This is a genomic window from Aestuariibaculum sp. YM273, assembly GCF_030908365.1.
GTDB lineage: Bacteria > Bacteroidota > Bacteroidia > Flavobacteriales > Flavobacteriaceae > Aestuariibaculum > Aestuariibaculum marinum.
In genome coordinates, this window is record NZ_CP133090.1 from 1,540,424 (window position 1) to 1,565,000 (window position 24,577).

The following is a 24,577-nucleotide window of genomic DNA, read 5'->3' on the forward strand; positions in this document are numbered from 1 at the left end:
ACTTTATTCTAAATTGAATACGAAAGCATCCTGAATTCAGGATGCTTTTTTATTTTTACAAAAGATTTTTAAGACGACACATATTTTATGAAGAAATACTTAATCGTAGGTTTAGGAAACATTGGAGATAAGTATGAGAATACGCGCCATAATATAGGGTTTAAGATTTTAGATTTTTTCGCTAAAAAGGAAGGGCTAACATTCGAAACTCAAAAATTAGGTGATGTAACGGAATATAAATTAAAAGGGAGAACCTTTATTTTTTTAAAGCCAAGCACTTATATGAATTTAAGTGGTAAGGCAGTGCTGTATTGGTTGACGAAAGAGAAAATTCCCTTAGAAAACCTTTTAGTAATTACCGACGATTTGAACTTGCCTTTTGGAAGTATTCGTGTTAAAGCTAAAGGAAGTGATGGGGGGCACAACGGTTTAAAAGATATTCAGGATAAATTGAATACTACCAAATATAACCGCTACCGATTCGGAATTAGTGATACGTTTAGTAAAGGGCGTCAAGTTGATTATGTGCTTGGCGAGTGGACGGAAGAAGAAAATGATAAATTAAACGAGCGTTTAGAAAAATCGGTAGAACTAATAAAATCATTTGGTTTGGCTGGACTATCAAATACCATGAATAGTTTTAATGGGAAGTAAAAAAAGCAGAACTCAATTCTGCTTTTTTTATTTATTTAATGATAATTTTTTTACTCGATTTTCGCATACCATCACTAACAGTTAAAAGGTAAAGCCCGGTTTGAACTTGATTTAAATTAATGTCCTGTTCAAAGTCACCAGGGTTTTTATACCTGTTTTTAAAAATCGTTCTACCTCTTAAGTCAACAATATCTACAGTAATATTGCCCTCTAGTGATCCATTTAATTTAATTGTAAAAGTTCCATTATTAGGATTAGGGAAGACATTGAAGTTATCAAAGCCAAATTGCTCAACGCTAAGTGTAGGAATGATATTTAAGCTGTAATCTTCAACTTCTCCATCAAAACCATTTTCGCAAAGTATTGGAGAACCTTCACCAGCAAACTTGGTAGATATTCTCATAATGGTATTGCCTAATACGGCATTACTCGGAACCGTAATAGAAAACGGAGAATTACTTGTAGGACCATTAACAACATTGGTTGCCGACCCTAAGATATAAGTTTCACCATCATCATCAAAACTACAATTTTGATTCCAGTCAATCCAAACAACTGTATTGGTGCTGTAATCTCCATCTGTATTTACATTAACCGTTAAGTCAAATGTGTTAGATCGATTGACATCTGTAGAAAGATTGGTGTAATCTGAATAGCCCGAGGGTTTTCCATTATTTAGATTATTGATGGTGTTAAAAATAACTCCTGTGGTACTGGTTTCGTAGTTGTCGTTTGCAATAGATTTACAAACACCATTGTAAAATGGAAATTCAAATACTTTATCTTTGGTTAGGGAGTTAGAGGTTCCGGTAACAGTGATGGTATAGTCATCATTAGCGATGTTGTCTAGGTTGTTAATAGTCATTGTTACAGTGCCATCTGAATCTAAACTTGTTGGAGAAAATGTTACCGATGATCCTGCTGGGTTGCCTGTTGCGCTAAATGTTGTATTGTCTGTATAACCGTTAGCAGTGGCAAAGTTAAAATGAAAAATAGCAGAAGTGCTCTTACAAGCTAATGGGTCCAGAGTTTCACCTACCATAAAGAATTCCGGCTCATTTGATATCGAGAAATCAAAGTCTGAAACATCATAAAAAATATTGTCGGCAGCTTCAATTAATATTCTAGCAGTTGTTGTATTGGTCAGGCTGGGTACGGTGTAATTGTATGACCCATTATTTGGTACATTGGAGGCTATGGTTGTATCAAATGTAAGTCCGCTATCGGTAGATAACTTTATATTTACATTTTGACAATTAATGGTGCCATTGTTCGTTTGACCCACTTCCCATGTTATTTCCTGTGAAGTTCCCTGTGCCCAGGATATAGGATTAGTGACAGTAAATGGAGTAACGTCTTCAACGGTTATTTGCATTGTGTCGTAACTGGACTGTCCAATACTGCCATCACCGGGCGATCTGTCACGTACCGTTAGAGCCCAGTTTAGCGTTCTGCCTACGTTAGAAACTGTTTCCCAGTCGCTAAAAATATTAGGGTCCGTTTGAGTAATTTTTCCTTCTAAAACACTACTGAAATTAGGGATGTACCGATCACTTGAATTTGAAGGCGGTAATGAGCGATTCATAGAACCCGTAGCTAAATCGGGCCCAAAATTTAAATAGTTTGTTGTGCCGCTATCTATTTGTTCCCAGCAATAGGTTAAGTTATCTGCCCTATTGGAGTCTGTTGCATTTCCTTTTAAAACATAAGCGGTACCCGCAGGGATAATATAATCAGGACCGGCATCGGCAGCTGGTGGAAGGTTATTAATGTTTTCAGTAGTTTGGCATTTACCAACAATATTATCAAGAATTTGTTTTATACTGTGATAGTGAAAATAAGCATCACTGTTATTTTCTACATTGTCTGGACCTACAATACCGGCATATCCCATTATCGTCGATCCGCTCCCTGGTTCCGAGTTTACTCCAGTACCTTCAGATTCAAATGCGAAGGTGTGGTTTGCTCCCATTTGGTGACCAATTTCGTGAACAACAAAATCTATATCAAAAGTATCGCCTTCTGGAATTCCGTTAGAGGGAGAGGTAAAGCCACTGCCTTTATGCATATCGTTTGATGCGGGAGTGTCGTCTTCACAAACACAACCTATACAACCTGCATTTCCGCCCCCACCAGTAGCACCGAATAAATGTCCTATATCATAGGCGCTGTTTTCTATTACAGATGTTAAAGTGTTTTGTAGTTGTAAATTCCAGCCTTCAGGCTCACCTGCATAATCTTCACTTGCCCCTATATTGGCATCGGAATAAGGATCGGTGGTTGCATTGGTATAAATAAGTTGGGGCGCATCAACCAATTCGAAAGTAATAGCCATATCGGTTTCAAAAATTTCATTAACACGACCAATGGTTGTGTTAATTGCTGCTAAGGCATCGGCAACGGCATTTCCGTTCGCAGCAATGCCATCGTTATGGTAAGCGGTATATTCAGCGGTGGTAGAAATAGCTATTCTGAATTTTTGAAGGGTTTGATTATTAGCGCCGCCTTCGTCTACGGTTGTTTTTGAATATGAAGTGCTTTTTAAAGATAATTTATCAAGGTTCTCAAATGTTTTACATAGAAATTCATATTTCAAATCATTTTTATCAGCTCTATGGTAAAGAACATACTCGTCTGAGTTTTTCTCTACCGGCTGCATAAAAATCATTCCTTTGTTCATGGATGTAACCATGGTGTATACACCTTGTGGAGAAATAGACATTCTTAGTTTTTTACCTGAATTAGTCAAGGAATAGCCTACATAGGTTTTTATATCAGGGTATTTATTTACTAACGATGGAGCAAAAACAGAAGATTCATAAATTTTGAATGTTTCAATGATTCCATCATGTGATGGAATGTCTACTAAGGTTTCAGTTTTTTTAGATTTAGCGTATCTCGATGTTGCTGGACCTATATTCTTTTTAAGAGATGTTATGTCTAGTTTAAAAAAATGAACTTTAGAACGATCTAAATGCAGTTTCGATAGTTTTTTAGAATCTTTAACACGTTCTAGTTTTTTCCATGAAGAATTTTGACCAAAAGCTGAAAAGATAAATAAAAGCATTGTTATTGATAAAACATAATGTAGTTTTGCTTTCATAAAACTGATTTAGAACGAGATTATTAAAACGCTAATAACAAATCTAACTTTTTTAAATCAAATTAGCAATTAATAGCTTTTATGTGCAAGATTGAAAATATTACGGCTTACAGCTCTGATACGCCATCAGTTGTTACCATAGGAACATTCGACGGAGTTCATATTGGGCATCAAAAAATAATTAACCGTTTAATTAATACAGGGAAGCTATCGCAATTAAAATCGGTAATCCTTACGTTCTTTCCTCATCCGCGCATGGTGTTGCAAAAGGATTCTAATATTAAGCTGATTAATACTATAAATGAACGCCGTGCCATTTTAGATGGCTTAGGTTTAGATTATTTACTTATTAAAAAATTCACCAAAGAATTTTCACGTTTAACTGCTGAAGAGTTTGTTAAAGAAATTCTAGTTGATACGCTTCACGCTAAAAAAGTAATTATTGGGTATGATCATCGTTTTGGTAGAAACCGAAATGCCGATATAAACGACTTGAAGAAGTACGGAGAGCTTTACGGATTTGATGTAGAAGAAATTTCTGCTCAGGATATAGATGATGTCTCAGTAAGTTCTACGAAAATAAGAGTGGCTTTAGGTGAGGGAGATATCGACAAGGCAAATGCTTATTTGGGGTATAATTTTATGCTCACAGGAACGGTAGTTGAAGGGAAAGCCTTAGGGAGACAAATAGATTACCCAACAGCCAATATTCAAATAGAAGAAGACTATAAATTAATACCTAAACAAGGTGCTTACGTAGTAAAATCGATTATTGACGGTGCAACAGTGTTTGGTATGATGAACATCGGAACGAATCCAACGGTTAAAGGTAATAAAGAAACGATTGAAGTGCACTTTTTCGACTTCAATGAAGATATCTACGGAAAACAAATTCAAATAGACTTACTACACCGTATTCGAGATGAGAAAACCTTCAAATCTATAGAGGCTTTAAAAGAGCAATTACAAAAAGATAAAGAAACCTCACTAACTTATATCGCCTCCCACTTTTAATTGGATTTTTAGTTTTAAAAAGCCAAATATATATCGTGCAATTCATTAAATTTGTCGCTTAAATTTTATATTCATGTTACAAGTTCCTTTTATTAGAGAAAACAAAGATTTGGTAATTAATCGCTTAGCAAAACGTAATATTGATGCTGTTGAGATGATTAATAATGTTATTGCATTTGATGAAGACAGACGTCGAATTCAAACAGAATTAGATAACACTTTAGCTGAATCCAATTCCTTATCCAAGGAAATAGGAAACTTGTACAAATCTGGTAAGGCACAAGAGGCAAATGCGTTAAAGGAAAAAACGGGTCAGTTAAAAGAATTATCTAAAGAACTTACCGAAGCTTTAAATACAAAGTCAACCGAGGTAAGTGAATTACTTTATAAAATTCCTAATGTACCAAACGAGATTGTTCCGGCTGGTTCAACAGATGAGGATAATGAAGAAGTTTACAGAGAAGGTGACATCCCTAAATTACATGAAGGGGCCTTGCCACACTGGGAACTGGCTAAGAAATACGATATTATCGATTTCGAATTAGGGAATAAAATTACTGGAGCAGGTTTTCCGGTATATAAAGGCAAAGGCGCTCGATTACAACGTGCCTTAATAGCATATTTTTTAGATAAAAATACAGCAGCAGGTTACACCGAATTTCAGTTGCCGCATTTAGTAAATGAGGCATCAGGGTTTGGTACTGGACAGTTGCCGGATAAAGAAGGGCAAATGTACCATGTGACGGCTGATAACTTATATTTAATTCCAACAGCTGAGGTTCCGGGAACCAACATTTTTAGAGATGTGGTGCTTAACGAAAGTGAATTGCCAATAGGTATCACAGGATACACACCATGTTTCCGTCGTGAGGCGGGAAGTTACGGTGCCCACGTTAGAGGTTTAAATCGTTTACACCAGTTCGATAAAGTTGAAATTTTACGTGTAGAACATCCAAGCAAATCTTATGAGGCTTTAGACGGTATGGTAGAACATGTAAAAGGAATTTTACAGGAACTTAAATTACCATACAGAATTCTTAGATTATGTGGAGGTGATTTAGGGTTTACTTCAGCGTTAACTTACGATTTTGAAGTGTTCTCTACAGCGCAAGACCGTTGGTTAGAAATTTCATCGGTGTCTAACTTTGAAACTTTCCAGGCTAACCGATTAAAGCTGCGTTTTAAAAATAGTGACGGTAAAAACGAATTGGCTCATACCTTAAATGGAAGTTCGTTAGCCTTACCTCGTGTTTTAGCAGGAATTTTAGAAAATTGCCAAACGGAAGAGGGTATTGTTATCCCTGAAGTTTTACAGCCATACACAGGATTTAAAATCATTGATTAACAGAATAATAAAAATCGGGTAAAAAACTTACAAATCACCCGATTTTTTAATTTTAAAATCGACAAAGTGTTAATTAACAGCGTTTTTAGTCGATTTGTTGCCTTATTATTTTGCGTTTTTAAATAATTTTTCGAAGTTAGGAGTTCCAAAACTGAAAAACCTGACCTACCATGAAAAATGTTAAACGCCTACTCATTCTTATCACGTTAATTTTTGTAGCATCGAAAGTTTTATTTTCAGATTTCGATATTTTTCACTCTGAACATAAAACTGAAAATGTAATTACTGCAGAATAACATTTTACAGCAAGAATTAAATTCTAATTTTTATAATTAAGTGTTCAATCTAAACTGTCTGTTATCGCTTATGCGGTGCAATTAAGACTGTCCCCAATCGAGTGTTACTTTCATTTTAGGAGGTAGTTAATAGAACATTAATTTTGGTTGGTTATGCCCGGATGTTATTCGGGCATTTTTTATTTCTGTAAGATGCCACATCTACACATGGCATTTATTATATTTACGGTATGAGACGTTTGTTTGTTATTTTTCTATTGGTGAGTTCGGCTGCATTTGCGCAAAGCGATATGCTGGCTCGCGAATATTTTAATAATGGTGATTTCGAGAAAGCTTTGTTCGAGTATAAAAAACTATATGCAGAATCGCCTTCTAACGTCAATTATATAAATCAGATTGTTTCAGCACATCAGGAACTGGAGCAATACACCGAGGCTGAAACTTTTCTGTTAAAACTAATACAGCGTGTCAATTACCCGGCATTTAAAGTAGATTTAGGTTATAATTACCAGCTTAAGGGAGATTTGGAACAAGCCACTTTATATTATAATGAAGCCCTTAATAGCATAGAAGAGCGCCCAAGTAATGTGTTTGCAGTGGCTAAGAGTTTTCAAGGTCATACACTTCTAAACGAAACCATACAGGCTTATGAAAAAGCGATGGCGTTAAAACCTGATTTTAATTTCAATTTGCAATTGGCACAATTAAATGGAGAGTTGGGGAATATTGAAGAGATGTTTATTGGTTATGTCGATTTCGCTGAAGCCAATCCTATAGCCTTAAGTAATGTAAAGCGATTTATAAGCGACTTTATAAGTGAGAATGGAGAGAATGAAAATAATATTCTGTTCAGAAAGATTTTACTAAAAAAAATGCAGCAGGAACCTCAGGTCTTGTGGAACCAGTTGTTGAGTTGGTTATTTATTCAGCAGAAAGATTACAATAAAGCCTTTGTGCAGGAGAAAGCTATTTTTATGCGCCAACCAGAAAGCCTTGATAGTATTGAAGACCTTGCAGAAATAGCGATGAATGAGGGTGAACTTGATATAGCAAAAGATATTTTAACTTTCGTAACCCAAACGGCTCAGGATACCGAAATGTTGCTTAACGCCCATTATAATTTAATTCAAATTGAAACGCGACAAACACCCAAGAAAGACTACGCAATCATAAATGAAAAGTATCAGGAGTTGTTTTCTGAATTTGGTTTGTCCTCATTAACCTTTAAATTGCAATTGGGGTATGCGCACTTTTTGGCGTTTTCAAATAACCAACCGGATAAGGCAACGTCGTTTCTAGAGGATACCTTAAAATTACCTTTAAATCAAATGCAGCAGGCAGAGGTAAAGCTTGAGCTTGGCGATATTTTAGTGTTGCAGGAAAAGTTTAATAATGCCTTAATTTACTATACACAAATTCAGCGGAACTTAAAGAATAGTACCATTTCTCAGGAAGCGCGCTTTAAAGTGGCCAAGACAAGTTATTACAAAGGAGATTTTAAATGGGCAGAATCTCAATTAAATATTTTAAAAGCCTCAACATCGCAATTAATAGCTAATGATGCTTTAGATTTGAAACTCTTGATTACCGATAACAAATATGATGGCGATTCTTTGCAAACGGCTTTAAAAATGTATGCAAAGGCCGATTTGTTAGCATTTCAAAATAAGGAAGAAGAGGCGATAGGTTTGCTAAATAAAATTCTGAATGAGCATAAAACCGAAGCGATCATTCCTCAGGCCTTGTTTAAACAAGCCCAGTTGTTTGAAGCTCTTGAACAGTTTGAGCAGGCAAAAGCCAATTATGAGAGTATAATAGAAAATTTTAGCGAAGGCATTTTGGTTGATGACGCACTATTTAGTCTGGCTGATATTTATGAAAATATCCTGAATCAGCCGGAAAAAGCTAAGCCTTTATACGAGCAAATTATTTTTAATCATGCCGATAGTATTTACTTTGTAGATGCCAGAAAGCGCTATCGTGCTTTGCGTGGCGATTTTATAAATTAGCCTCAAATATACCGAAAACATTAGGTTTTGACACTTATGACGTAAACATGTCGTTCTAAAGACGTTATCAAAAAGAAGCTCTGAGACATAATTTTACTCAAAATTAAAACCTATAAAAAATGAGTGAATTGAATTTAGCGCAACGTGTAAAAGAATTAAGAAACAGAAAAGGATTATCTCAGGAAGATCTAGCTGAAGCCTCCAGTTTAAGCCTGCGAACCATTCAAAGAATTGAGAATAGCGAAACCGAACCCAGAGGCGATTCCTTAAGAAAATTATCTGAAGCTTTAGAGTGTACTCCTGAAGATATCATTGATTGGAAAATTCAGGAAGACAAAGGCTATTTAACATTTATGAGTATATCGTCTTTAAGTTTTTTATTCTTTCCTATTTTAGGAATCATCATCCCTCTTGTTTTATGGATATTAAAAAAGGATAAGTTAAAGGGAGTTGATAAATTAGGAAAGTCAATTATGAACTTTCAAATCACTTGGGTTCTGGTGTTGTTCGCTTTTTATTTAATAATAATGTCAAGCTTTTTAGGTTTTTTTAGAACATCGGGGAGTTTAGGAATATCTGTAGGCCCCTTTGGGATAATTAAATTTATATTTATCACCTACGGTTTTAATATTTTAGTTACTGTTATTAATACCATTAGGGTTTACCAAAATAAATCGTATAAATATATACCTGCCATTCCAATTTTACGCTAAAATACTTTGATGCTGTTGCAGAACTACGGTACTTTGCAAAAACACTTTCATTATGTATATATATAACGTTACTTCAAATGTAGAGGAGTCAATTCACGAGCAGTGGTTAGTATGGATAAAAGATCACATTCCGCAGGTGTTATCTACAGGAAAGTTTAAAACAGCAACTTTAACGCGTGTGTTGGTAGAGGAAGATATGGGAGGCGTTACCTATTCGGTGCAGTACAGAGCAACATCTCGTGAGGCTTTAGACGACTATTTAAGAGATCATGCCAGCATATTACGAGAAGATGTGGTGAAGCGTTTTGGTGATAAAGTGTTGTCGTTTAGAACCGAACTTCAAATAGTAGACGAGTACACGGTAAACTTTAAGTAGGTGTCGTTTTATTGAATAAGTTGCGAATCCTTGAGAAATGCAGCTATTCCAAATTATAAAACTTACTTTTGCATTTAAAATATTCAATATTCTGTGGCAAATAATTCCAATCAACATCAGGTAAAGGCAAAAAAACATTTAGGACAGCATTTCTTAAATGATGAAAGTGTAGCACAAGATATTGCAGATACACTTACTTTAAACGGTTACAAATCGGTTTTAGAGATTGGGCCTGGTATGGGTGTGCTTACCAAATACCTACTTAAAAAGGATATTACTACGTATGTGATTGAAATAGATACGGAGTCGGTAGAGTATTTGCAGTCTAATTATCTGAATTTAGCACCACGAATTATTGAAAAGGATTTTTTAAAGTACGATTTAAACGAGGTTTTTAAAGGTGAGCCTTTTGCAATCATCGGGAACTTTCCTTATAATATTTCAACGCAGATTGTTTTTAAAATGCTTGAGATGCGCGACCAAATTCCTGAATTTTCAGGGATGTTTCAAAAGGAAGTTGCCGAGCGTATTTGTTCAAAAGAAGGCAGCAAGGTGTACGGTATTTTATCGGTTTTGGCTCAGGCGTATTATGATGCCGAATATTTATTTACAGTACCGCCAGATGTGTTTAACCCGCCACCAAAGGTCGACTCTGGTGTGATGCGATTAATTCGTAAAGCCGATTACAGTTTGCCTTGTGACGATGCCTTATTCTTTAAAGTAGTCAAGGCAGCTTTTCAGCAACGTCGAAAAACTATTCGTAACAGCTTAAAAACATTTAATTTAAGCGATAGTTTAAAAGCAAATAGTATATTTGATAAACGCCCGGAACAACTCAATGTTCAGCAGTTTATAGAACTTACACAATTAATAGAAAACGATATTAAAGCATAGCATTTGGCAGAAGAAACAGAAAACATACAATTTGAGTTAACAGACGATTTAGTTAATCAGGTAGAAAGTCTTATCCGCTTAAACCGTGATAAAGATCTTAAAAACCTGTTAGACGATTTTCATTACGCCGATATTGCCGAGATTCTTGATGAGCTGGATCTTGAAGAGGCCATGTATGTGATTAAACTTCTGGATTCTGAAACGACGGCCGATATTTTAATGGAGCTCGATGAGGACAATCGAGAAAAAGTCCTGAGAAATTTATCGACCAAAGAAATTGCCGAAGAGATTGGTGAATTAGATACAGATGATGCTGCCGATATTATTGCTGAGTTACCACAGGAACGCCGCCAAGAGGTTATCTCTCAAATTGAGGATGAAGAGCACAAAGCTGAAATTACCGAGTTACTTAAATACGACGAAGATTCTGCTGGTGGATTGATGGCTAAAGAGTTGGTTAAGGTTTACGATACCTGGACGGTGGCCGGTTGTTTACGTCGTATTCGTGGGCAAGCCAAAGAAGTTACCCGTGTACATTCGGTTTATGTGGTCGATAAACAGGAAAAGTTAGTTGGTCGCCTATCTTTAAAAGATTTAGTTGTTGCTAAGAACGAGCAAAAGATTTCAGATATTTATATTTCCAGTGTCGATTATGTTGATGTAAAAGATCATGCCGAAGATGTGGCAAGAGTCATGCAAAAATATGATTTAGAGGCTATTCCTGTTGTAGACGACGATATGAAATTGTTAGGCAGAATTACCATCGATGATATTGTCGATGTGATGAAAGAAGAGGCTGAACGTGACTATCAGTTAGCTGCCGGTATTTCTCAAGATGTTGAAGCCGATGATAGCATCTGGAAGTTAACCAAAGCTCGCTTACCATGGTTACTTATTGGTATGTTCGGAGGTATTGGTGCTGCCAGTATTATTAACGGGTTTAGTGATGCTATGGAAAAATTTCCAGCATTATTAATGTTTATTCCATTAATTCAGGCAACTGCAGGTAATGTTGGCGTACAATCTTCAGCAATTGTGGTACAAGGTTTGGCAAACGATACGATCGATGGTAAAATTTTTAGTCGTTTACTTAAAGAGTTCGCATTAGGATTGGTTAACGGATTGGCTATTGCTGCCATTGTATTACTAATAAGCCATTTTGCTTTTAAAACAAGTTATTACGAGTCGTTAACCATTTGTGTTGCGCTTATTTCTGTCATAATTATGGCTGCCCTTATAGGTACTTTTATTCCGATTTTCCTTGATAAACGTGGCATCGATGCTGCGGTGGCTACAGGGCCTTTTATTACCACCAGCAACGATGTGTTTGGGATTTTTATCTATTTTTTAATAGCAAAACTTATTTTAGGGTTTTAAAGGTATTGTTATATCCTCTAACCCGAAACTTCGTAAATTTGCAGTCTAATTTTTTACCATGAAAATTCTTCATTTAGACACCAATCACGAGCTCATGCTAAATCAGTTAAACGATTTAGGATTTACTAATCATGAAGATTATACATCATCAAAAGAAGCTGTCGAGGCAAAAATTTCAGATTATGATGGAATTATTCTTCGTAGCCGATTTACCATCGATAAACCCTTTCTTGATGCAGCCACTAACCTTAAATTTATAGGTCGTGTTGGTGCCGGTTTAGAAAATATAGATTGTGAGTACGCCGAACAAAAAGGAATTGCGCTAATTGCAGCTCCTGAAGGAAACAGAAATGCAGTTGGTGAGCATGCCTTAGGGATGTTGTTGTCGCTATTTAATAAATTGAATAAAGCAGACAAAGAAGTGCGACATGGACAATGGCTTCGTGAAGCCAATCGTGGCATTGAACTCGATGGCAGAACGGTAGGTATTATTGGTTATGGTAATATGGGAAAAGCCTTTGCAAAAAAGTTAAGAGGCTTTGATGTTGAGGTATTGTGTTACGATATTAAAGAGGGTGTTGGTGATGCGAATGCCAAACAAGTAAGTTTAGAAGAGTTTCAAGAAAAAGTGGAAGTAGTGAGTTTGCATACGCCGCAAACCCCGTTAACACTAGGTATGATTAACACCAGTTTTATTAACGGATTTAAAAAATCGTTTTGGTTTATAAATACGGCACGAGGTAAAAGTGTGGTAACTCAAGATTTGGTTGATGCTTTAAAGTCGGGTAAAATTCTTGGTGCAGGTCTTGATGTGTTAGAATACGAAAAAGCATCGTTCGAAACATTATTTTCTTCAGAATTACCAGAAGCGTTTCAGTATCTAATCGATTCGGAACATGTGTTACTCACACCTCATGTTGCAGGCTGGACGGTAGAGAGCAAAGAAAAATTAGCACAAACTATTGTCGATAAAATAAAAGCTAAATTTTGTTAACTTTAGGAAACTAAAGCTAACGCTATGCAATATCAAGCCGAAACACCTGAAGATTATATTACACAAGTTCCTGAAGAACGTCAGGAGGTGTTGACTAAACTTCGTGAAGTTATTAAAGAAAATCTTCCGGAAGGGTTTCAGGAAGGCATTCAATATGGAATGATTGGCTATTTTGTGCCTCATAGTTTATATCCCGACGGATATCATTGTAACCCAAGTGAGCCTTTGCCGTTTATGAGTTTTGCATCCCAGAAAAATTCTGTCAACCTTTACCATATGGGTATTTATGCAGTTCCCGAGATTTACGATTGGTTTGTTACTGAATACCCAAAGTACAGTAAGCGTAAACTGGACATGGGTAAAAGTTGTATTCGTTTTAAGAAAGTAGAAGAGATCCCTTATCAACTCATTGCAGAATTATGCAGGAAACTTACCCCTGAGCAATGGATTACCATTTACGAAACTAATATTAAAAAGAAATAATTATGAAGAAACGGGTTACAGGTATTGGCGGTTTGTTTTTTAAATCGAAAGACCCCAAAGCGTCGAAAGACTGGTATAAAAAGCATTTAGGCTTCAATACCGATGATTACGGTTGTACGTTTTGGTGGAAGGATGCAGATGGGAAGGATTGTTCTACACAATGGAGTCCGTTTCCAGAGGATACAAAATATTACCAGCCTTCTAAAAAAGACTTCATGTTTAATTATCGAGTGGAAAATCTCCCCCTATTGTTAGCAACCTTAAAGCAGGAAGGGGTTACTGTAGTTGGTGAAATGGAGGAGTATGAATATGGAAAGTTTGGTTGGATTTTAGATAATGAAGGGAATAAAATAGAACTTTGGGAACCCGTAGACAAAGCTTTTTTGTAACTTCATCTTAAATTTTAAAATTATTTCTATTGGGGTATTTAGAGAGTCTTTATGCATATCAATTAAGTTTGTATCAATGGGTGGCTATTGCTTTTGCGGCTTTTGTTTTAGGACTTTCAAAATCCGGTATTAAAGGCATTGGCATTATTATTATTTTGGTTCTGGCCTTTGTCTTTGGCGAAAAAGCATCCACCGGTATTTTACTTCCTATGCTTATTGTTGCCGACATTTTTGCGGTGGTTTATTATAACAAACATGCTAAATGGAATTATATCTGGAAACTCATGCCCGCCATGGTTGTTGGAGTATTGGTAGGTGTTTGGGTAGGTAACGACATTTCCGAAGAATTGTTTAAACGTATTATGGCCATTATCATTATAGGTTCGGTAATTATCATGTTTTATACCGAAAGAAAACCGCTTAACGATGTCCCAAATAATGTAGGGTTTGCAATTTCAACAGGATTTTTAGCAGGCTTTTCTACCATGGTTGGTAATCTGGCAGGACCAATTGCTAATATTTATTTTCTGGCTACCCGATTACCAAAGAATGAATTTATAGGCACTGCCGCTTGGTTATTTTTCATTATTAATCTTTTTAAATTACCTTTTCATTTTTTTGTCTGGCATACGGTTAGTCTCCAATCGCTGGCACTAAACTCTGTCTTGGTTCCTTTTGTAATTATTGGTTTTTTTCTGGGGGCGTTTATGGTTAAACGAATTTCGAATTTGAACTACAGGCGTTTTATACTTATAGTAACGGCTATTGGTGGAGTTGTAATGTTATTCAGGTAATATATTTGTTTCAGTTGAATAGAATTTTATTAATTTTAGAGAGACTAATCAATTTATAACGTTTTACCTATGTCAGAAGATAAAAATTTAAACGACGATTTTAAAGATAAAGCAAAGGAGTTTGCTGAAGAAGCTAAGGAAACTGCTAAAGAATTTACCGAAGGCGCACAAGAAACTTTTGAAAGTGACAACAAAAAGGTGTTGGCTGGTATTTTAGCAATACTGTTGGGGTATTTGGGAATTCATAAGTTTGTTTTGGGTTATACCAAAGAAGGCATTATTCAATTAATTGCTAGTGTGGTGACGTGTGGTATTGCCAGTATTATCCCTTTTATAGAAGGGATTATTTACTTAACAAAATCGGATGATGATTTTTACAATACCTATCAGGTTGGAAAGAAACCTTGGTTTTAATTAATTAAGCCAAAGAGAGATATTAAAAAGAAGAGAGCAATTATTCGTTGCTCTCTTCTTCGTTATTACCATTCATAAACTTGCGTTCTAGTTAGGTTTGAAAATTATTCTATTGATATCATGTGACTTTCGGTTTTATAACCAAGGTCTACGATTAAAATGTAAAGCCCTTTTGGTAGTTTGCTAATGTTTACAGGTGTATAGTTGTTTTTAATATTAATTTTTTGCTTTTCTATACCTTGCGTATTATATATAGATGCTTTTATTTGTTCATCCCTTTCTAAATTGATTAAAGTTTCGTTTAAGTTTAGATTTATGGTGCTACTTGAGGGATTGGGGTAAATGGATAATATAGTGTTTTTGTCCATAGATTTGTTAGAAGAACTGCTTCCGTAAGGCAAAGAGCTGCAATCGTCTATATACACTTCATGCAGTACAGTTCTAGATCCACAGCTATTACTGGCTGTAACGGTAAATGTTGCCCAATCATTATATGTGTCTGTAAACTCAAGTACAAAGCCATCATTAGTGAAGTAGGCAAAAGAACCACTGTTATTTCCGTACACATTAATACTATAGGTTAATAAAGGGCTTTTGTTGGCTATGGTAAAAGGTACGTAATGGTACTTAGTATCGCAAGTTTCACTTTGCGCCGTACCTCTTGCCACATTAAAGAATGGGGGAGAACCACCAAATATTTTTTTTGTTTTGCTGTACGATTGTCCACAATCATTTGAAATTGTAGCTGTTAATGTAACTTCGCCACTACCAATTAAATTAAGAGTAACACCCGTATTAGAAGTGTTACTTAAAGAGGCAACGCTGCTGTTTGATAAACTCCATGTTACAGTTTGGCCCGGTAATACATTTTCTGTTCCAAAATTATAATTGGTATTTCCACTACATATTGTAGATGGACCGGAAATGGCTGTAATAGTTTGCGACATAGCCGAACGACTAATAGTTGTTGTTTTAGGAGGGTAAACGACACCATTTAAAGTAGCTGTCATGGTTACGTTTGAAGGTAAAACAGAACCCGAAACAGGCTCTAAAGTAATACTATTGGTTGTGGTGGTAAATGTACCATTTACAGGTGTCCCGTTTTGTTTCCAACCTGTACCCACATTCCAGTTATAACTTACTGCACCGGGCGAATTGTATACATTAACAGCTGTAAAGGCCCTTGAACTTATAGAACCACACCCAAAACTTACCGATGTAGGTTGTAAATTAAATTCTGGTGTTGGTATTTTAATTAATGGATACTCACAGCTTTTATATGTATAGCCTCCTTCTGAAAATTCCAACAAAATGGAACTTCCAGAGGCTTGAATTTGACTAGCCTGAATATTTGCAGTAATACTATTGCTATACATATCTGTAGTATTCCAAAGTGCAGAACCTATAACTGAGGAGTTTTTTTCACTGCTACTAGACGAATCATATTTCAAAATAACTTTAATTGTTCCATCAGATACTGCTTGATTAATGGGCTTTTGTAATGTATAATAAAAAACTAAATAATTATTAGTTGTTAGTCCAAAATCAACCGTGTTACAATTTTCAATTGAAGTCTGATTGTTCAAATATATTTCATCTAACGTTAATGTTATTTGTCCTGACACTTTATTTACTATTAAAAGTAACATTAAAGTAATGGTAATTTTTAAATTCATAATTTTAAGGTTTTCAACCATTAAAATTATTTTTCTAAATGTATTTGGAAACCAATATTAAAGCTTAATGTATTAAACTCCCCTTTACTTCCTGAACTAGTGTTTAAATTATCTTTCTTATAGCCTAAAGTCAATTCTAAGCCTACACTGCTATTAAAGTAAATAACTGGCCCTGCTTTTAATTCAAACGATGAACTGTTTCCATTATCAGAAGGATTTTTGGTATGAGCATAAAAATATCCGGTATGAGCAAATAGATTTATTATATTATCTGTTTTTAAAAAGTAATAACGTACAAAAGGTCCAATTCCATAGCTTGTCGAATTATTATTTGCTCCTTCTGGATTCGAAAAAGCTAGAAAGGGGCTTAAACCAATAGTAAATTTATCGTATAATAAATACCCAATGTCAGGCGTAATACGAAAGTTAGCAACTTTATTAGTTGCTACAAAACCGTTACTACTTGTGTTTTTAGTTTTACTAAAATTAAAATTTGCATCCCCCCCAACCATCCAATGGCCTTTGGTAATTTGTGCGTTGCTAGTTAAAGAACAGGTAAATACAAAAAAGAAAAATAATGTTAATGTTTTCATGTTGTTAATAATTATTAGGTAATAGTTTGCAAGACGTATTATGGCTTTAACCCTCAAATGGATAAATAGCTTTTTTTGCTGCAAAACATTATCCTAATCGATTGTTGTTTGTGCAGTCTATAAAAATTAGTCTATGGTAGTCTATTGCATAAAATGGTAGTCTAAGCCATTTATAAAAATGTTTTTAGAGCATTTTAAAAAACCAGCGCTGGCTTAGAGTACTCCTAAATTGTTCGTCACCTTTATGTATAGACTAGACCAAAAAGTAATGAACGGTTTAAATGTAAAAAAAAAACAGAAAAAACAACGTGTTTTGTAAAAAATTACATAAATGTTAATTTTAACATTCAAGTTGTTGTGGTTTTCCCGTAATAGGGTAATCTAAATAAAAAGAAGGTGTCTAAAAAAGGCGTTATAATTTGGTTTGTCAAGTTGAGCCTGTCGAAACTGATAATGATTATCTGTACGTTAAAAATATTTCGACAAGCTAAATAAGACAACAAGCTTGATTTTTAGACATCTTCTTCGTTATTACCATTCATAAACTTGCGTTCCAGTTCCGCTTGAAATTCTTCCATAACTGGTTTAACCGTGCTTTCCGGCAAATCGGCTATTTTAATGTACATCAAGCCATCTACCGAGTTGTTAAACAACGGGTCGACATTAAAGGCGACCAGACGCGCATTTTGTTTAATGTATTTTTTAAGGAGTACAGGTAAGCGTAAGGCCCCTGGTTCTACTTCATCAATAATTTTATCGAATTTATTTAAATCGGCTTCGGTTTCATCAAAGACAAAGTCTTTATCGGCGTCTTTAAGCTTCACTTTAAATTCTTTTTTCGGACGTACATATTGCGCGATATACGGATCGTAGTAATGCGATTTCATAAACTCAATCATCAACGATTTCGAGAAATTTGAAAACTGATTACTAATACTTACACCACCAATCAGGTATTTGTGTTCCGGATAACGCAGTGTAATATGTACGATACCTTTCCATAATAGGAACAAAGGCATGGGCTTTTGCTGGTATTCTTTAACGATGAAGGCGCGCCCCATTTCTATAGACTGGCTCATCATTTTATATAATTCCGGCTCGAATCTGAATAGGTCCTGTAAATAGAATCCGTTGATACCGTATTTTTCAAAGATTTGAGCCCCCAATCCCATACGGTAAGCGCCTACTATTACTTTAGCATCATTATCCCACAAGAACATATGATGGTAATAGGTGTCGAAATTATCCAGATCGATAGATTCGTTTGTACCTTCTCCAACTTCTCTAAAGGTAATTTCGCGTAGTCGACCAATCTCCCTTAGTATGTTTGGTATTTTAATAGGCTCGGCCAAAAACACCTCGTAATTTTTACTTTGTAACAGTCGGCCGTCATTTTCTCGTAGTGTATCAACCTCTGCAGTCATTAACGTTTTATCTACAGGTGTTACAATGTTTTTAGGAAGTTTTGCCGTTTTTAAGGTTGATGATAAATTATCTAATATTTTCGATTTATGTTCGAATGCATTAGATAGGATATAGGTTTTTCGTCTTAAAAATTCTGAGAAATCGTCAAGAGAGGTATATTCTTTTTGATCGGCAACCGATATAGGTCTACCAATACGCACTTTAATTGTACGACGTTTTTGGGTTAATAATTCCGAAGGTAGTTTAGCCGTTCTTAAAGTGTCGCTAATTTTTGAAAGTTTGTAAAACAGTTTGCTGTTCTTGGCGTGGAAATAAATTGGTACGACCGGAACTTCGGCTTTTTTAACCAGTTTCATGGCGGCTTCTTCCCAAGGGCGGTCTACAACCAGTTTACCATCGCGATAGGTTGAAACTTCACCAGCGGGGAAAATACCAAGCGGATGCCCTTCTCTTAAATGTAGAATGGCATTTTTAAAGCCTGCAATGCTTGACTTAGCGTCTTTTCGGTTTTCAAAAGGATTTACCGGCATAATAAAGGGTACTAACGGCTCAATTCTATGCAGTAAAAAGTTGGCGATAATTTTAAAATCTTTGCGTTGTTCGAGCATTAATTTTAAAAGTAAAATACCATCAATACCACCAAGCGGATGATTAGACACCGTAATATAAGCACCATCTTTTGGTAAGCGTTTTAAATCCTCTTCAGGAATTTCGAATTTTATTTTAAAATCGTCTAAAATAGCATCCAAAAAGGGGAGTTCTTCCAGATGCTTATTTCTGTTGTATATTTTATTAAGGGTTGAAATTTTTAAAACTTTCATAAGTAGCCACCCTAAAAAGGTGCCTATAAAACCGTATTTCGCTACATGAATTACTTTAGCGACTTCTTTGGCAGTTACCAGCCCTGTATTTTGCTGTTTAGTCATGAGTGTAAATGTACTAAATTGTTTAGTTACTTCTTAGTGAGATTTAATAGCCAACAATTTGTACAGTTTCTTGAGTTAATTGTTTTAATAATACCGTTTTACCTGTTTCAATTTGATTTATTGCCGATTGATTATAATGTCTAATCGTGTAAAGCGAAACGTTTTCATGGCACGTTACCTTAAATTTTGCTTTTAAATGAAGCAGTAATTTTTCCAGATTATTGTAATTATCGTCGATACAAACCGAAAAACTAATTGCTGAATTTTGAATAACATCCACCTTCATCTTGTGCAAATGCAGTAAATTAAAAATCTCGCTAATGTTTTCCTCTACGATATACGAGAAATCCAGAGATGATAGCGATATCAACACCTGATTTTTTTTAACAATAAAGCAGGGAATCATAGGGTCGAGGGTAATGTTTTTACCGATTCGTGTTCCTGGAGCTTCCGGATGCAAAAACGATTTAACGTACAACGGAATTTCCTTAGCTTGCAGTGGCTGTAAGGTTTTAGGGTGAATTACAGAAGCCCCGTAAAAGGCTAGTTCGATAGCTTCGCGATAACTAATTTTGTTTAGTAACTGCGCATTTTCAAAATATCGAGGATCAGCATTTAATACACCGGGCACATCTTTCCAGATTGTGACACTATTGGCATTTAAACAGTAGGCATAAATGGCAGCCGTATAATCACTGCCTTCTCTGCCTAATGTGGTTGTAAAGTTGTTGGCATCACTTCCTAAAAAGCCTTGCGTAATATTTAAAATTTGAGTGTTGAATTGTTTTGAAATGTGTTCCTGAGTAATGCTCCAGTTGACGTGAGCACGCCGGTAATAGTTATCGGTTTTTATTTGATTGCGAACATCAATCCAATTATTGGATATGCCAATAGAGTTTAAATATTCGCTAACAATAGTTGTGGAAATGAGTTCTCCAAAACCAATAATCTGGTCGTAAACAAAATTGTAATCTGGCGATTTGTTACTTTTTAAAATGCTTTTAAGTTCGTCGAAAAACGATGTTACTTTGGTATAAACCTGGTGCGAATCATCTTCAAAGAGTGTTAGTAATATTTCGTTATGATATTTAATAACCTCCTGAAGCGAGCTTTGTAATTCGGTCTTGTTGTCAAAATAGTTTTTAATAACAAGTTCTAAGGCGTTGGTTGTTTTACCCATAGCCGATACCACAATTAGGGTATTTTTATACCCCGTTTTTTGGAGTACCGATGCCATATTTTTTACACCTTCGGCATCTTTAACCGATGCACCACCAAATTTAAATACTTGCATATTATAAGTTCGCTATATAATCCTTTATACCTTGTTCGCTTAAATGTACAACATTCCAATCTCTTAATACGTTGGCTCCTTTTTTCTCATATAAATTAATAGCAGGCGTATTCCAGTCAAGTACTTCCCAGTTGATGCGTCTGACGCCTAAGTCGTATCCGAATTTAACCACTTCGTCAAGTAAAGCTGTTCCGATACCAGCACCGCGCATGTCTTCGCTAACTACTAAATCTTCAAGGTGTAAAATGCGACCTTTCCAGGTGGAGTAACGGTGAAACATAATGGCAGTACCTTGTACTTTTCCGTTAACTTCGGCAACCAAACACTCAAAGGCTGGACGGTTTCCAAAGCCATCTTTTTCAAGGTCTTCAAGGGTAACTTCTACAGCATCGGGTTCTTTTTCAAATACGGCGAGCTGGTTTATAAGTTCCAGGACGCGTGTCATATCTGCTTTTTCAGCTTTTCTAATTGTGAAATTCATAATACTTTAATAATTATTTCAAAGATAGTTTAAACTGGAATATTTAAATTGTTTTCTTACTCGAAAACGTTGTAGTTATTTAAAAAATAACGGATATTTGTATAAACTAAACCTTCATTTCATGGCGCATAAAAAGCAAACCTTAGGAGAATTTATAATCGAAAATCAAGCATCTTTTAAATATTCTTCTGGTGAATTATCCAGTCTTCTTAATTCATTACGTTTGGCGGCTAAAATAGTAAATCACGAAGTTAATAAAGCCGGATTGGTTGATATTATTGGGGCTGCTGGAGATACAAATATTCAAGGAGAAGATCAACAAAAGTTAGATGTATACGCTAACGATAAATTTATTCAAACGCTTACCAAGCGTAATATTGTTTGTGGTATTGCGAGTGAAGAGGAAGACGATTTTATTACTATTAATAGTATTGATGAAAGTCATGGTAATAAATATGTTGTATTGATTGATCCTTTAGACGGGTCTTCAAATATTGATGTTAACGTGTCTGTTGGAACAATCTTTTCTATTTATCGTCGTGTGACTCCTGTAGGAACGCCTGTGAAGATTGAAGATTTTTTACAAAAAGGAAGTAAGCAGGTTGCTGCAGGTTATATTGTTTACGGAACATCAACTATGTTGGTTTACACTACCGGAGATGGCGTAAATGGTTTTACACTTAACCCGGCCATTGGGTCATTTTATTTATCGCACCCTAAAATGGAGTTTCCTGAAGATGGTAATATTTATTCGGTGAATGAAGGAAATTATATTCAGTTCCCTCAAGGTATAAAAGATTATATTAAGTACTGCCAAAAAGATGAAGGAGACAGACCTTATACGTCAAGGTATATTGGTTCTTTAGTTTCCGATTTCCATAGAAACATGATTAAGGGAGGGATTTATATGTATCCGCAAAGTTCTAAAAACCCTAAAGGTAAATTGCGTTTGCTATACGAATGTAATCCTATGGCATATTTGGCTGAACAGGCCAATGGAAAAGCGAGTGACGGATTTACAAGAATTATGGATATTCAACCAACCGAATTACATGAGCGTGTACCGTTTATTTGTGGAAGTAGAAATATGGTAGATAAATGTGAAGAGTTTATGAAGAATGCTTAGAATAACATTTTACAATATAGAAAAAGCGAGCTGAAAAGTTCGCTTTTTTTGTGGGATAATAGTTTTATTAGGGCATTCCCTTCGCAGTACTTCGGGTCGGGCTATCCATTATATCTTTTTATGCTTCTATATATAAATAGAGTAATAAAGAGTAATAAGTGGTATTTATAATACATATATATGATAAAGAAGTAGGAGGTAAGCATAAAAAGGATGTCATTCCTATCCCTAACGCAGAAATCAATTTCATATAGTATATAGTAGAGACATTATTATAGAATAGATACTATAAAAGAATGTTTAAGCTTGATTGTAATTTAAATCAGTGTTAACTCATTGAGAATAAGCTTGGGGTAAAAAAGATTCAAAAAAAGGTTTAAAAAAGTTTGTTTGGTAGAGAAAAAGGGTGGTATATTTGCAGCCCGTTAGCGGCGAAGCTGCTAGGGTAAGTTCATAAAAAAGGTGGTGATACGAGGTTTAAATAGTTGGTTTTCAAACCAAATAAAAAAACTTCAAAAAAATATCAAAATACAGTTTGTAGAATTAAAAAAGGTTGTATGTTTGCAGCCGCAAAAATAGCGAGCGTTATGAGTAGCGAAGTTCTTATAAGATGTGTTGGTATGGTTGAGAAAAGCGGAGTTTAAGAGCTTTAAAATTTTTCTCAAAAAAAGTATCAAAACTATTGTGAGGTTAAAAAAAGGGTTTTATATTTGCACCCGCTTAACGAGGAAACGAGTTAAGGAACAAAGAGAAATAAGTTCATAAACATATTGAATTGACAGCGTAAAATAATAATTGGAAACGGTTATTATTGACTAAGAGAATAAACCATTTTGAGTACTAGAGATTCTAATTAGTTGTTAAAATATTTAAAATTTAACGATGAAGAGTTTGATCCTGGCTCAGGATGAACGCTAGCGGCAGGCCTAACACATGCAAGTCGAGGGGTAACAGGGTGCTTGCACCGCTGACGACCGGCGCACGGGTGCGTAACGCGTATACAATCTGCCTTGTACTGAGGGATAGCCCAGAGAAATTTGGATTAATACCTCATAGTATGTTCTAGTTGCATGACTTAAACATTAAAGGTTACGGTACAAGATGAGTATGCGTCCTATTAGCTAGATGGAGTGGTAACGGCACCCCATGGCGACGATAGGTAGGGGGCCTGAGAGGGTTATCCCCCACACTGGTACTGAGACACGGACCAGACTCCTACGGGAGGCAGCAGTGAGGAATATTGGACAATGGGCGCAAGCCTGATCCAGCCATGCCGCGTGCAGGAAGACTGCCCTATGGGTTGTAAACTGCTTTTATACGGGAAGAAACCACTCTACGTGTAGAGTCTTGACGGTACCGTAAGAATAAGGATCGGCTAACTCCGTGCCAGCAGCCGCGGTAATACGGAGGATCCAAGCGTTATCCGGAATCATTGGGTTTAAAGGGTCCGTAGGTGGAAGATTAAGTCAGAGGTGAAATCCTGCAGCTCAACTGTAGAATTGCCTTTGATACTGGTTTTCTTGAATCATTATGAAGTGGTTAGAATATGTAGTGTAGCGGTGAAATGCATAGATATTACATAGAATACCAATTGCGAAGGCAGATCACTAATAATGTATTGACACTGATGGACGAAAGCGTGGGGAGCGAACAGGATTAGATACCCTGGTAGTCCACGCCGTAAACGATGGATACTAGCTGTTCGGCTTTCGGGCTGAGTGGCTAAGCGAAAGTGATAAGTATCCCACCTGGGGAGTACGTTCGCAAGAATGAAACTCAAAGGAATTGACGGGGGCCCGCACAAGCGGTGGAGCATGTGGTTTAATTCGATGATACGCGAGGAACCTTACCAGGGCTTAAATGTAAGTTGCATGATTTAGAGATAGATCTTTCTTCGGACTACTTACAAGGTGCTGCATGGTTGTCGTCAGCTCGTGCCGTGAGGTGTCAGGTTAAGTCCTATAACGAGCGCAACCCCTGTTGTTAGTTGCCATCGAGTAATGTCGGGAACTCTAACAAGACTGCCAGTGCAAACTGCGAGGAAGGTGGGGATGACGTCAAATCATCACGGCCCTTACGTCCTGGGCTACACACGTGCTACAATGGTAGGGACAGAGAGCAGCCACTTCGCGAGGAGGAGCGAATCTATAAACCCTATCACAGTTCGGATCGGAGTCTGCAACTCGACTCCGTGAAGCTGG

21 protein-coding genes and 1 rRNA gene (1 of these 22 only partly in view) are annotated in these 24,577 nt (G+C 36.0%); 16 read left to right on the top strand and 6 right to left on the bottom strand.

Translation table 11 applies throughout. The features are described from left to right. The first annotated feature begins 87 nt into the window (after window positions 1-87). On the top strand, window positions 88-654 hold the full coding sequence (pth, locus tag RBH94_RS06630; RefSeq protein WP_307882921.1) for an aminoacyl-tRNA hydrolase: 567 nt from the start codon (window positions 88-90) through the stop codon (window positions 652-654). Between the two features lie 31 nt (window positions 655-685). On the opposite strand, the gene RBH94_RS06635 is transcribed toward pth, so the two are convergent. After that, on the bottom strand, window positions 686-3,757 hold the full coding sequence (locus RBH94_RS06635) for a reprolysin-like metallopeptidase (RefSeq protein ID WP_307882922.1): 3,072 nt from the start codon (window positions 3,755-3,757) through the stop codon (window positions 686-688). Between the two features lie 81 nt (window positions 3,758-3,838). Between RBH94_RS06635 and RBH94_RS06640 the strand changes: the two genes are divergently transcribed. The 13 genes from RBH94_RS06640 (at window position 3,839) to RBH94_RS06700 (ending at window position 14,855) form a co-directional block, all read left to right on the top strand. Further along, window positions 3,839-4,771: a bifunctional riboflavin kinase/FAD synthetase gene (locus RBH94_RS06640; RefSeq protein ID WP_307882923.1), complete on the top strand. Its 933-nt coding sequence runs from the start codon at window positions 3,839-3,841 to the stop codon at window positions 4,769-4,771. A gap of 73 nt (window positions 4,772-4,844) precedes the next feature. After that, a complete protein-coding gene (gene serS / locus RBH94_RS06645; protein WP_307882924.1) occupies window positions 4,845-6,116 on the top strand; it encodes a serine--tRNA ligase in 1,272 nt (423 codons plus the stop codon). Between the two features lie 170 nt (window positions 6,117-6,286). Beyond that, window positions 6,287-6,412, top strand: coding sequence for a hypothetical protein (locus RBH94_RS06650; RefSeq protein WP_262891395.1), 126 nt, complete (start codon window positions 6,287-6,289; stop codon window positions 6,410-6,412). Window positions 6,413-6,642: 230 nt separating this feature from the next. Then, complete coding sequence (locus tag RBH94_RS06655) at window positions 6,643-8,421, top strand: tetratricopeptide repeat protein (RefSeq protein ID WP_307882925.1); 1,779 nt, start codon at window positions 6,643-6,645, stop codon at window positions 8,419-8,421. A gap of 119 nt (window positions 8,422-8,540) precedes the next feature. Beyond that, window positions 8,541-9,134, top strand: coding sequence for a helix-turn-helix domain-containing protein (locus RBH94_RS06660; protein WP_307882926.1), 594 nt, complete (start codon window positions 8,541-8,543; stop codon window positions 9,132-9,134). A 52-nt stretch (window positions 9,135-9,186) separates the two neighbouring features. Further along, window positions 9,187-9,510 carry a DUF4286 family protein gene (locus RBH94_RS06665; protein ID WP_307882927.1) on the top strand — a complete coding sequence of 108 codons (324 nt, stop codon included), beginning with the start codon at window positions 9,187-9,189 and terminating at the stop codon, window positions 9,508-9,510. A 93-nt stretch (window positions 9,511-9,603) separates the two neighbouring features. After that, on the top strand, window positions 9,604-10,404 hold the full coding sequence (rsmA, locus tag RBH94_RS06670; protein ID WP_188222486.1) for a 16S rRNA (adenine(1518)-N(6)/adenine(1519)-N(6))-dimethyltransferase RsmA: 801 nt from the start codon (window positions 9,604-9,606) through the stop codon (window positions 10,402-10,404). A 3-nt stretch (window positions 10,405-10,407) separates the two neighbouring features. After that, window positions 10,408-11,781 carry a magnesium transporter gene (mgtE, locus tag RBH94_RS06675; protein WP_307882928.1) on the top strand — a complete coding sequence of 458 codons (1,374 nt, stop codon included), beginning with the start codon at window positions 10,408-10,410 and terminating at the stop codon, window positions 11,779-11,781. A 58-nt stretch (window positions 11,782-11,839) separates the two neighbouring features. Continuing rightward, on the top strand, window positions 11,840-12,775 hold the full coding sequence (locus RBH94_RS06680; RefSeq protein ID WP_307882929.1) for a 2-hydroxyacid dehydrogenase: 936 nt from the start codon (window positions 11,840-11,842) through the stop codon (window positions 12,773-12,775). A gap of 24 nt (window positions 12,776-12,799) precedes the next feature. Next, the gene (locus RBH94_RS06685) at window positions 12,800-13,258 is read left to right on the top strand and encodes a DUF1801 domain-containing protein (protein WP_307882930.1); all 459 of its coding nucleotides are present in this window, start codon (window positions 12,800-12,802) and stop codon (window positions 13,256-13,258) included. Between the two features lie 2 nt (window positions 13,259-13,260). After that, window positions 13,261-13,647, top strand: a complete 387-nt coding sequence (locus RBH94_RS06690) for a VOC family protein (RefSeq protein ID WP_307882931.1) — start codon at window positions 13,261-13,263, stop codon at window positions 13,645-13,647. Between the two features lie 29 nt (window positions 13,648-13,676). Beyond that, a complete protein-coding gene (locus RBH94_RS06695) occupies window positions 13,677-14,441 on the top strand; it encodes a sulfite exporter TauE/SafE family protein (RefSeq protein ID WP_307882932.1) in 765 nt (254 codons plus the stop codon). Window positions 14,442-14,510: 69 nt separating this feature from the next. Then, on the top strand, window positions 14,511-14,855 hold the full coding sequence (locus RBH94_RS06700; RefSeq protein WP_307882933.1) for a TM2 domain-containing protein: 345 nt from the start codon (window positions 14,511-14,513) through the stop codon (window positions 14,853-14,855). Between the two features lie 104 nt (window positions 14,856-14,959). Here RBH94_RS06700 and RBH94_RS06705 read toward each other — a convergent pair whose 3' ends face one another. The 5 genes from RBH94_RS06705 to RBH94_RS06725 all read right to left on the bottom strand — a co-directional run bounded on the left by RBH94_RS06705 (window position 14,960) and on the right by RBH94_RS06725 (window position 21,250). Further along, window positions 14,960-16,531 (bottom strand): T9SS type A sorting domain-containing protein, encoded by a 1,572-nt coding sequence (locus tag RBH94_RS06705; protein ID WP_307882934.1) that lies wholly within the window; start codon window positions 16,529-16,531, stop codon window positions 14,960-14,962. A 26-nt stretch (window positions 16,532-16,557) separates the two neighbouring features. Then, the gene (locus RBH94_RS06710) at window positions 16,558-17,124 is read right to left on the bottom strand and encodes a hypothetical protein (protein WP_307882935.1); all 567 of its coding nucleotides are present in this window, start codon (window positions 17,122-17,124) and stop codon (window positions 16,558-16,560) included. 512 nt (window positions 17,125-17,636) lie between these two features. Next, window positions 17,637-19,475, bottom strand: coding sequence for a lysophospholipid acyltransferase family protein (locus RBH94_RS06715; protein ID WP_307882936.1), 1,839 nt, complete (start codon window positions 19,473-19,475; stop codon window positions 17,637-17,639). A gap of 43 nt (window positions 19,476-19,518) precedes the next feature. Beyond that, window positions 19,519-20,769 carry an aspartate kinase gene (locus RBH94_RS06720; protein WP_307882937.1) on the bottom strand — a complete coding sequence of 417 codons (1,251 nt, stop codon included), beginning with the start codon at window positions 20,767-20,769 and terminating at the stop codon, window positions 19,519-19,521. 1 nt (window position 20,770) lies between these two features. Beyond that, complete coding sequence (locus RBH94_RS06725) at window positions 20,771-21,250, bottom strand: GNAT family N-acetyltransferase (RefSeq protein ID WP_188222477.1); 480 nt, start codon at window positions 21,248-21,250, stop codon at window positions 20,771-20,773. A gap of 121 nt (window positions 21,251-21,371) precedes the next feature. On the opposite strand from RBH94_RS06725, the gene fbp reads away from it, so the two are divergent. Both fbp and RBH94_RS06735 read left to right on the top strand, forming a co-directional pair. Next, entirely contained in the window at window positions 21,372-22,376 is a 1,005-nt protein-coding gene (gene fbp / locus RBH94_RS06730) for a class 1 fructose-bisphosphatase (RefSeq protein ID WP_307882938.1), read from the top strand. An 879-nt stretch (window positions 22,377-23,255) separates the two neighbouring features. Beyond that, window positions 23,256-24,577 (top strand): 16S ribosomal RNA (locus RBH94_RS06735) (it continues 196 nt past the right edge of the window).

Excerpts from the sequence above, each read along its gene's own strand:
- RBH94_RS06715 (WP_307882936.1), bottom strand. The coding sequence starts at position 19,475 with ATGACTAAACAGCAAAATACAGGGCTGGTAACTGCCAAAGAAGTCGCT.
- RBH94_RS06690 (WP_307882931.1), top strand. The coding sequence starts at position 13,261 with ATGAAGAAACGGGTTACAGGTATTGGCGGTTTGTTTTTTAAATCGAAA.
- serS (WP_307882924.1), top strand. The coding sequence starts at position 4,845 with ATGTTACAAGTTCCTTTTATTAGAGAAAACAAAGATTTGGTAATTAAT.
- RBH94_RS06635 (WP_307882922.1), bottom strand. The coding sequence starts at position 3,757 with ATGAAAGCAAAACTACATTATGTTTTATCAATAACAATGCTTTTATTT.
- RBH94_RS06650 (WP_262891395.1), top strand. The coding sequence starts at position 6,287 with ATGAAAAATGTTAAACGCCTACTCATTCTTATCACGTTAATTTTTGTA.
- RBH94_RS06665 (WP_307882927.1), top strand. The coding sequence starts at position 9,187 with ATGTATATATATAACGTTACTTCAAATGTAGAGGAGTCAATTCACGAG.
- RBH94_RS06640 (WP_307882923.1), top strand. The coding sequence starts at position 3,839 with ATGTGCAAGATTGAAAATATTACGGCTTACAGCTCTGATACGCCATCA.
- RBH94_RS06720 (WP_307882937.1), bottom strand. The coding sequence starts at position 20,769 with ATGCAAGTATTTAAATTTGGTGGTGCATCGGTTAAAGATGCCGAAGGT.
- pth (WP_307882921.1), top strand. The coding sequence starts at position 88 with ATGAAGAAATACTTAATCGTAGGTTTAGGAAACATTGGAGATAAGTAT.
- RBH94_RS06685 (WP_307882930.1), top strand. The coding sequence starts at position 12,800 with ATGCAATATCAAGCCGAAACACCTGAAGATTATATTACACAAGTTCCT.
- RBH94_RS06660 (WP_307882926.1), top strand. The coding sequence starts at position 8,541 with ATGAGTGAATTGAATTTAGCGCAACGTGTAAAAGAATTAAGAAACAGA.
- RBH94_RS06705 (WP_307882934.1), bottom strand. The coding sequence starts at position 16,531 with ATGAATTTAAAAATTACCATTACTTTAATGTTACTTTTAATAGTAAAT.
- fbp (WP_307882938.1), top strand. The coding sequence starts at position 21,372 with ATGGCGCATAAAAAGCAAACCTTAGGAGAATTTATAATCGAAAATCAA.
- RBH94_RS06710 (WP_307882935.1), bottom strand. The coding sequence starts at position 17,124 with ATGAAAACATTAACATTATTTTTCTTTTTTGTATTTACCTGTTCTTTA.
- RBH94_RS06655 (WP_307882925.1), top strand. The coding sequence starts at position 6,643 with ATGAGACGTTTGTTTGTTATTTTTCTATTGGTGAGTTCGGCTGCATTT.
- RBH94_RS06700 (WP_307882933.1), top strand. The coding sequence starts at position 14,511 with ATGTCAGAAGATAAAAATTTAAACGACGATTTTAAAGATAAAGCAAAG.
- RBH94_RS06680 (WP_307882929.1), top strand. The coding sequence starts at position 11,840 with ATGAAAATTCTTCATTTAGACACCAATCACGAGCTCATGCTAAATCAG.
- RBH94_RS06725 (WP_188222477.1), bottom strand. The coding sequence starts at position 21,250 with ATGAATTTCACAATTAGAAAAGCTGAAAAAGCAGATATGACACGCGTC.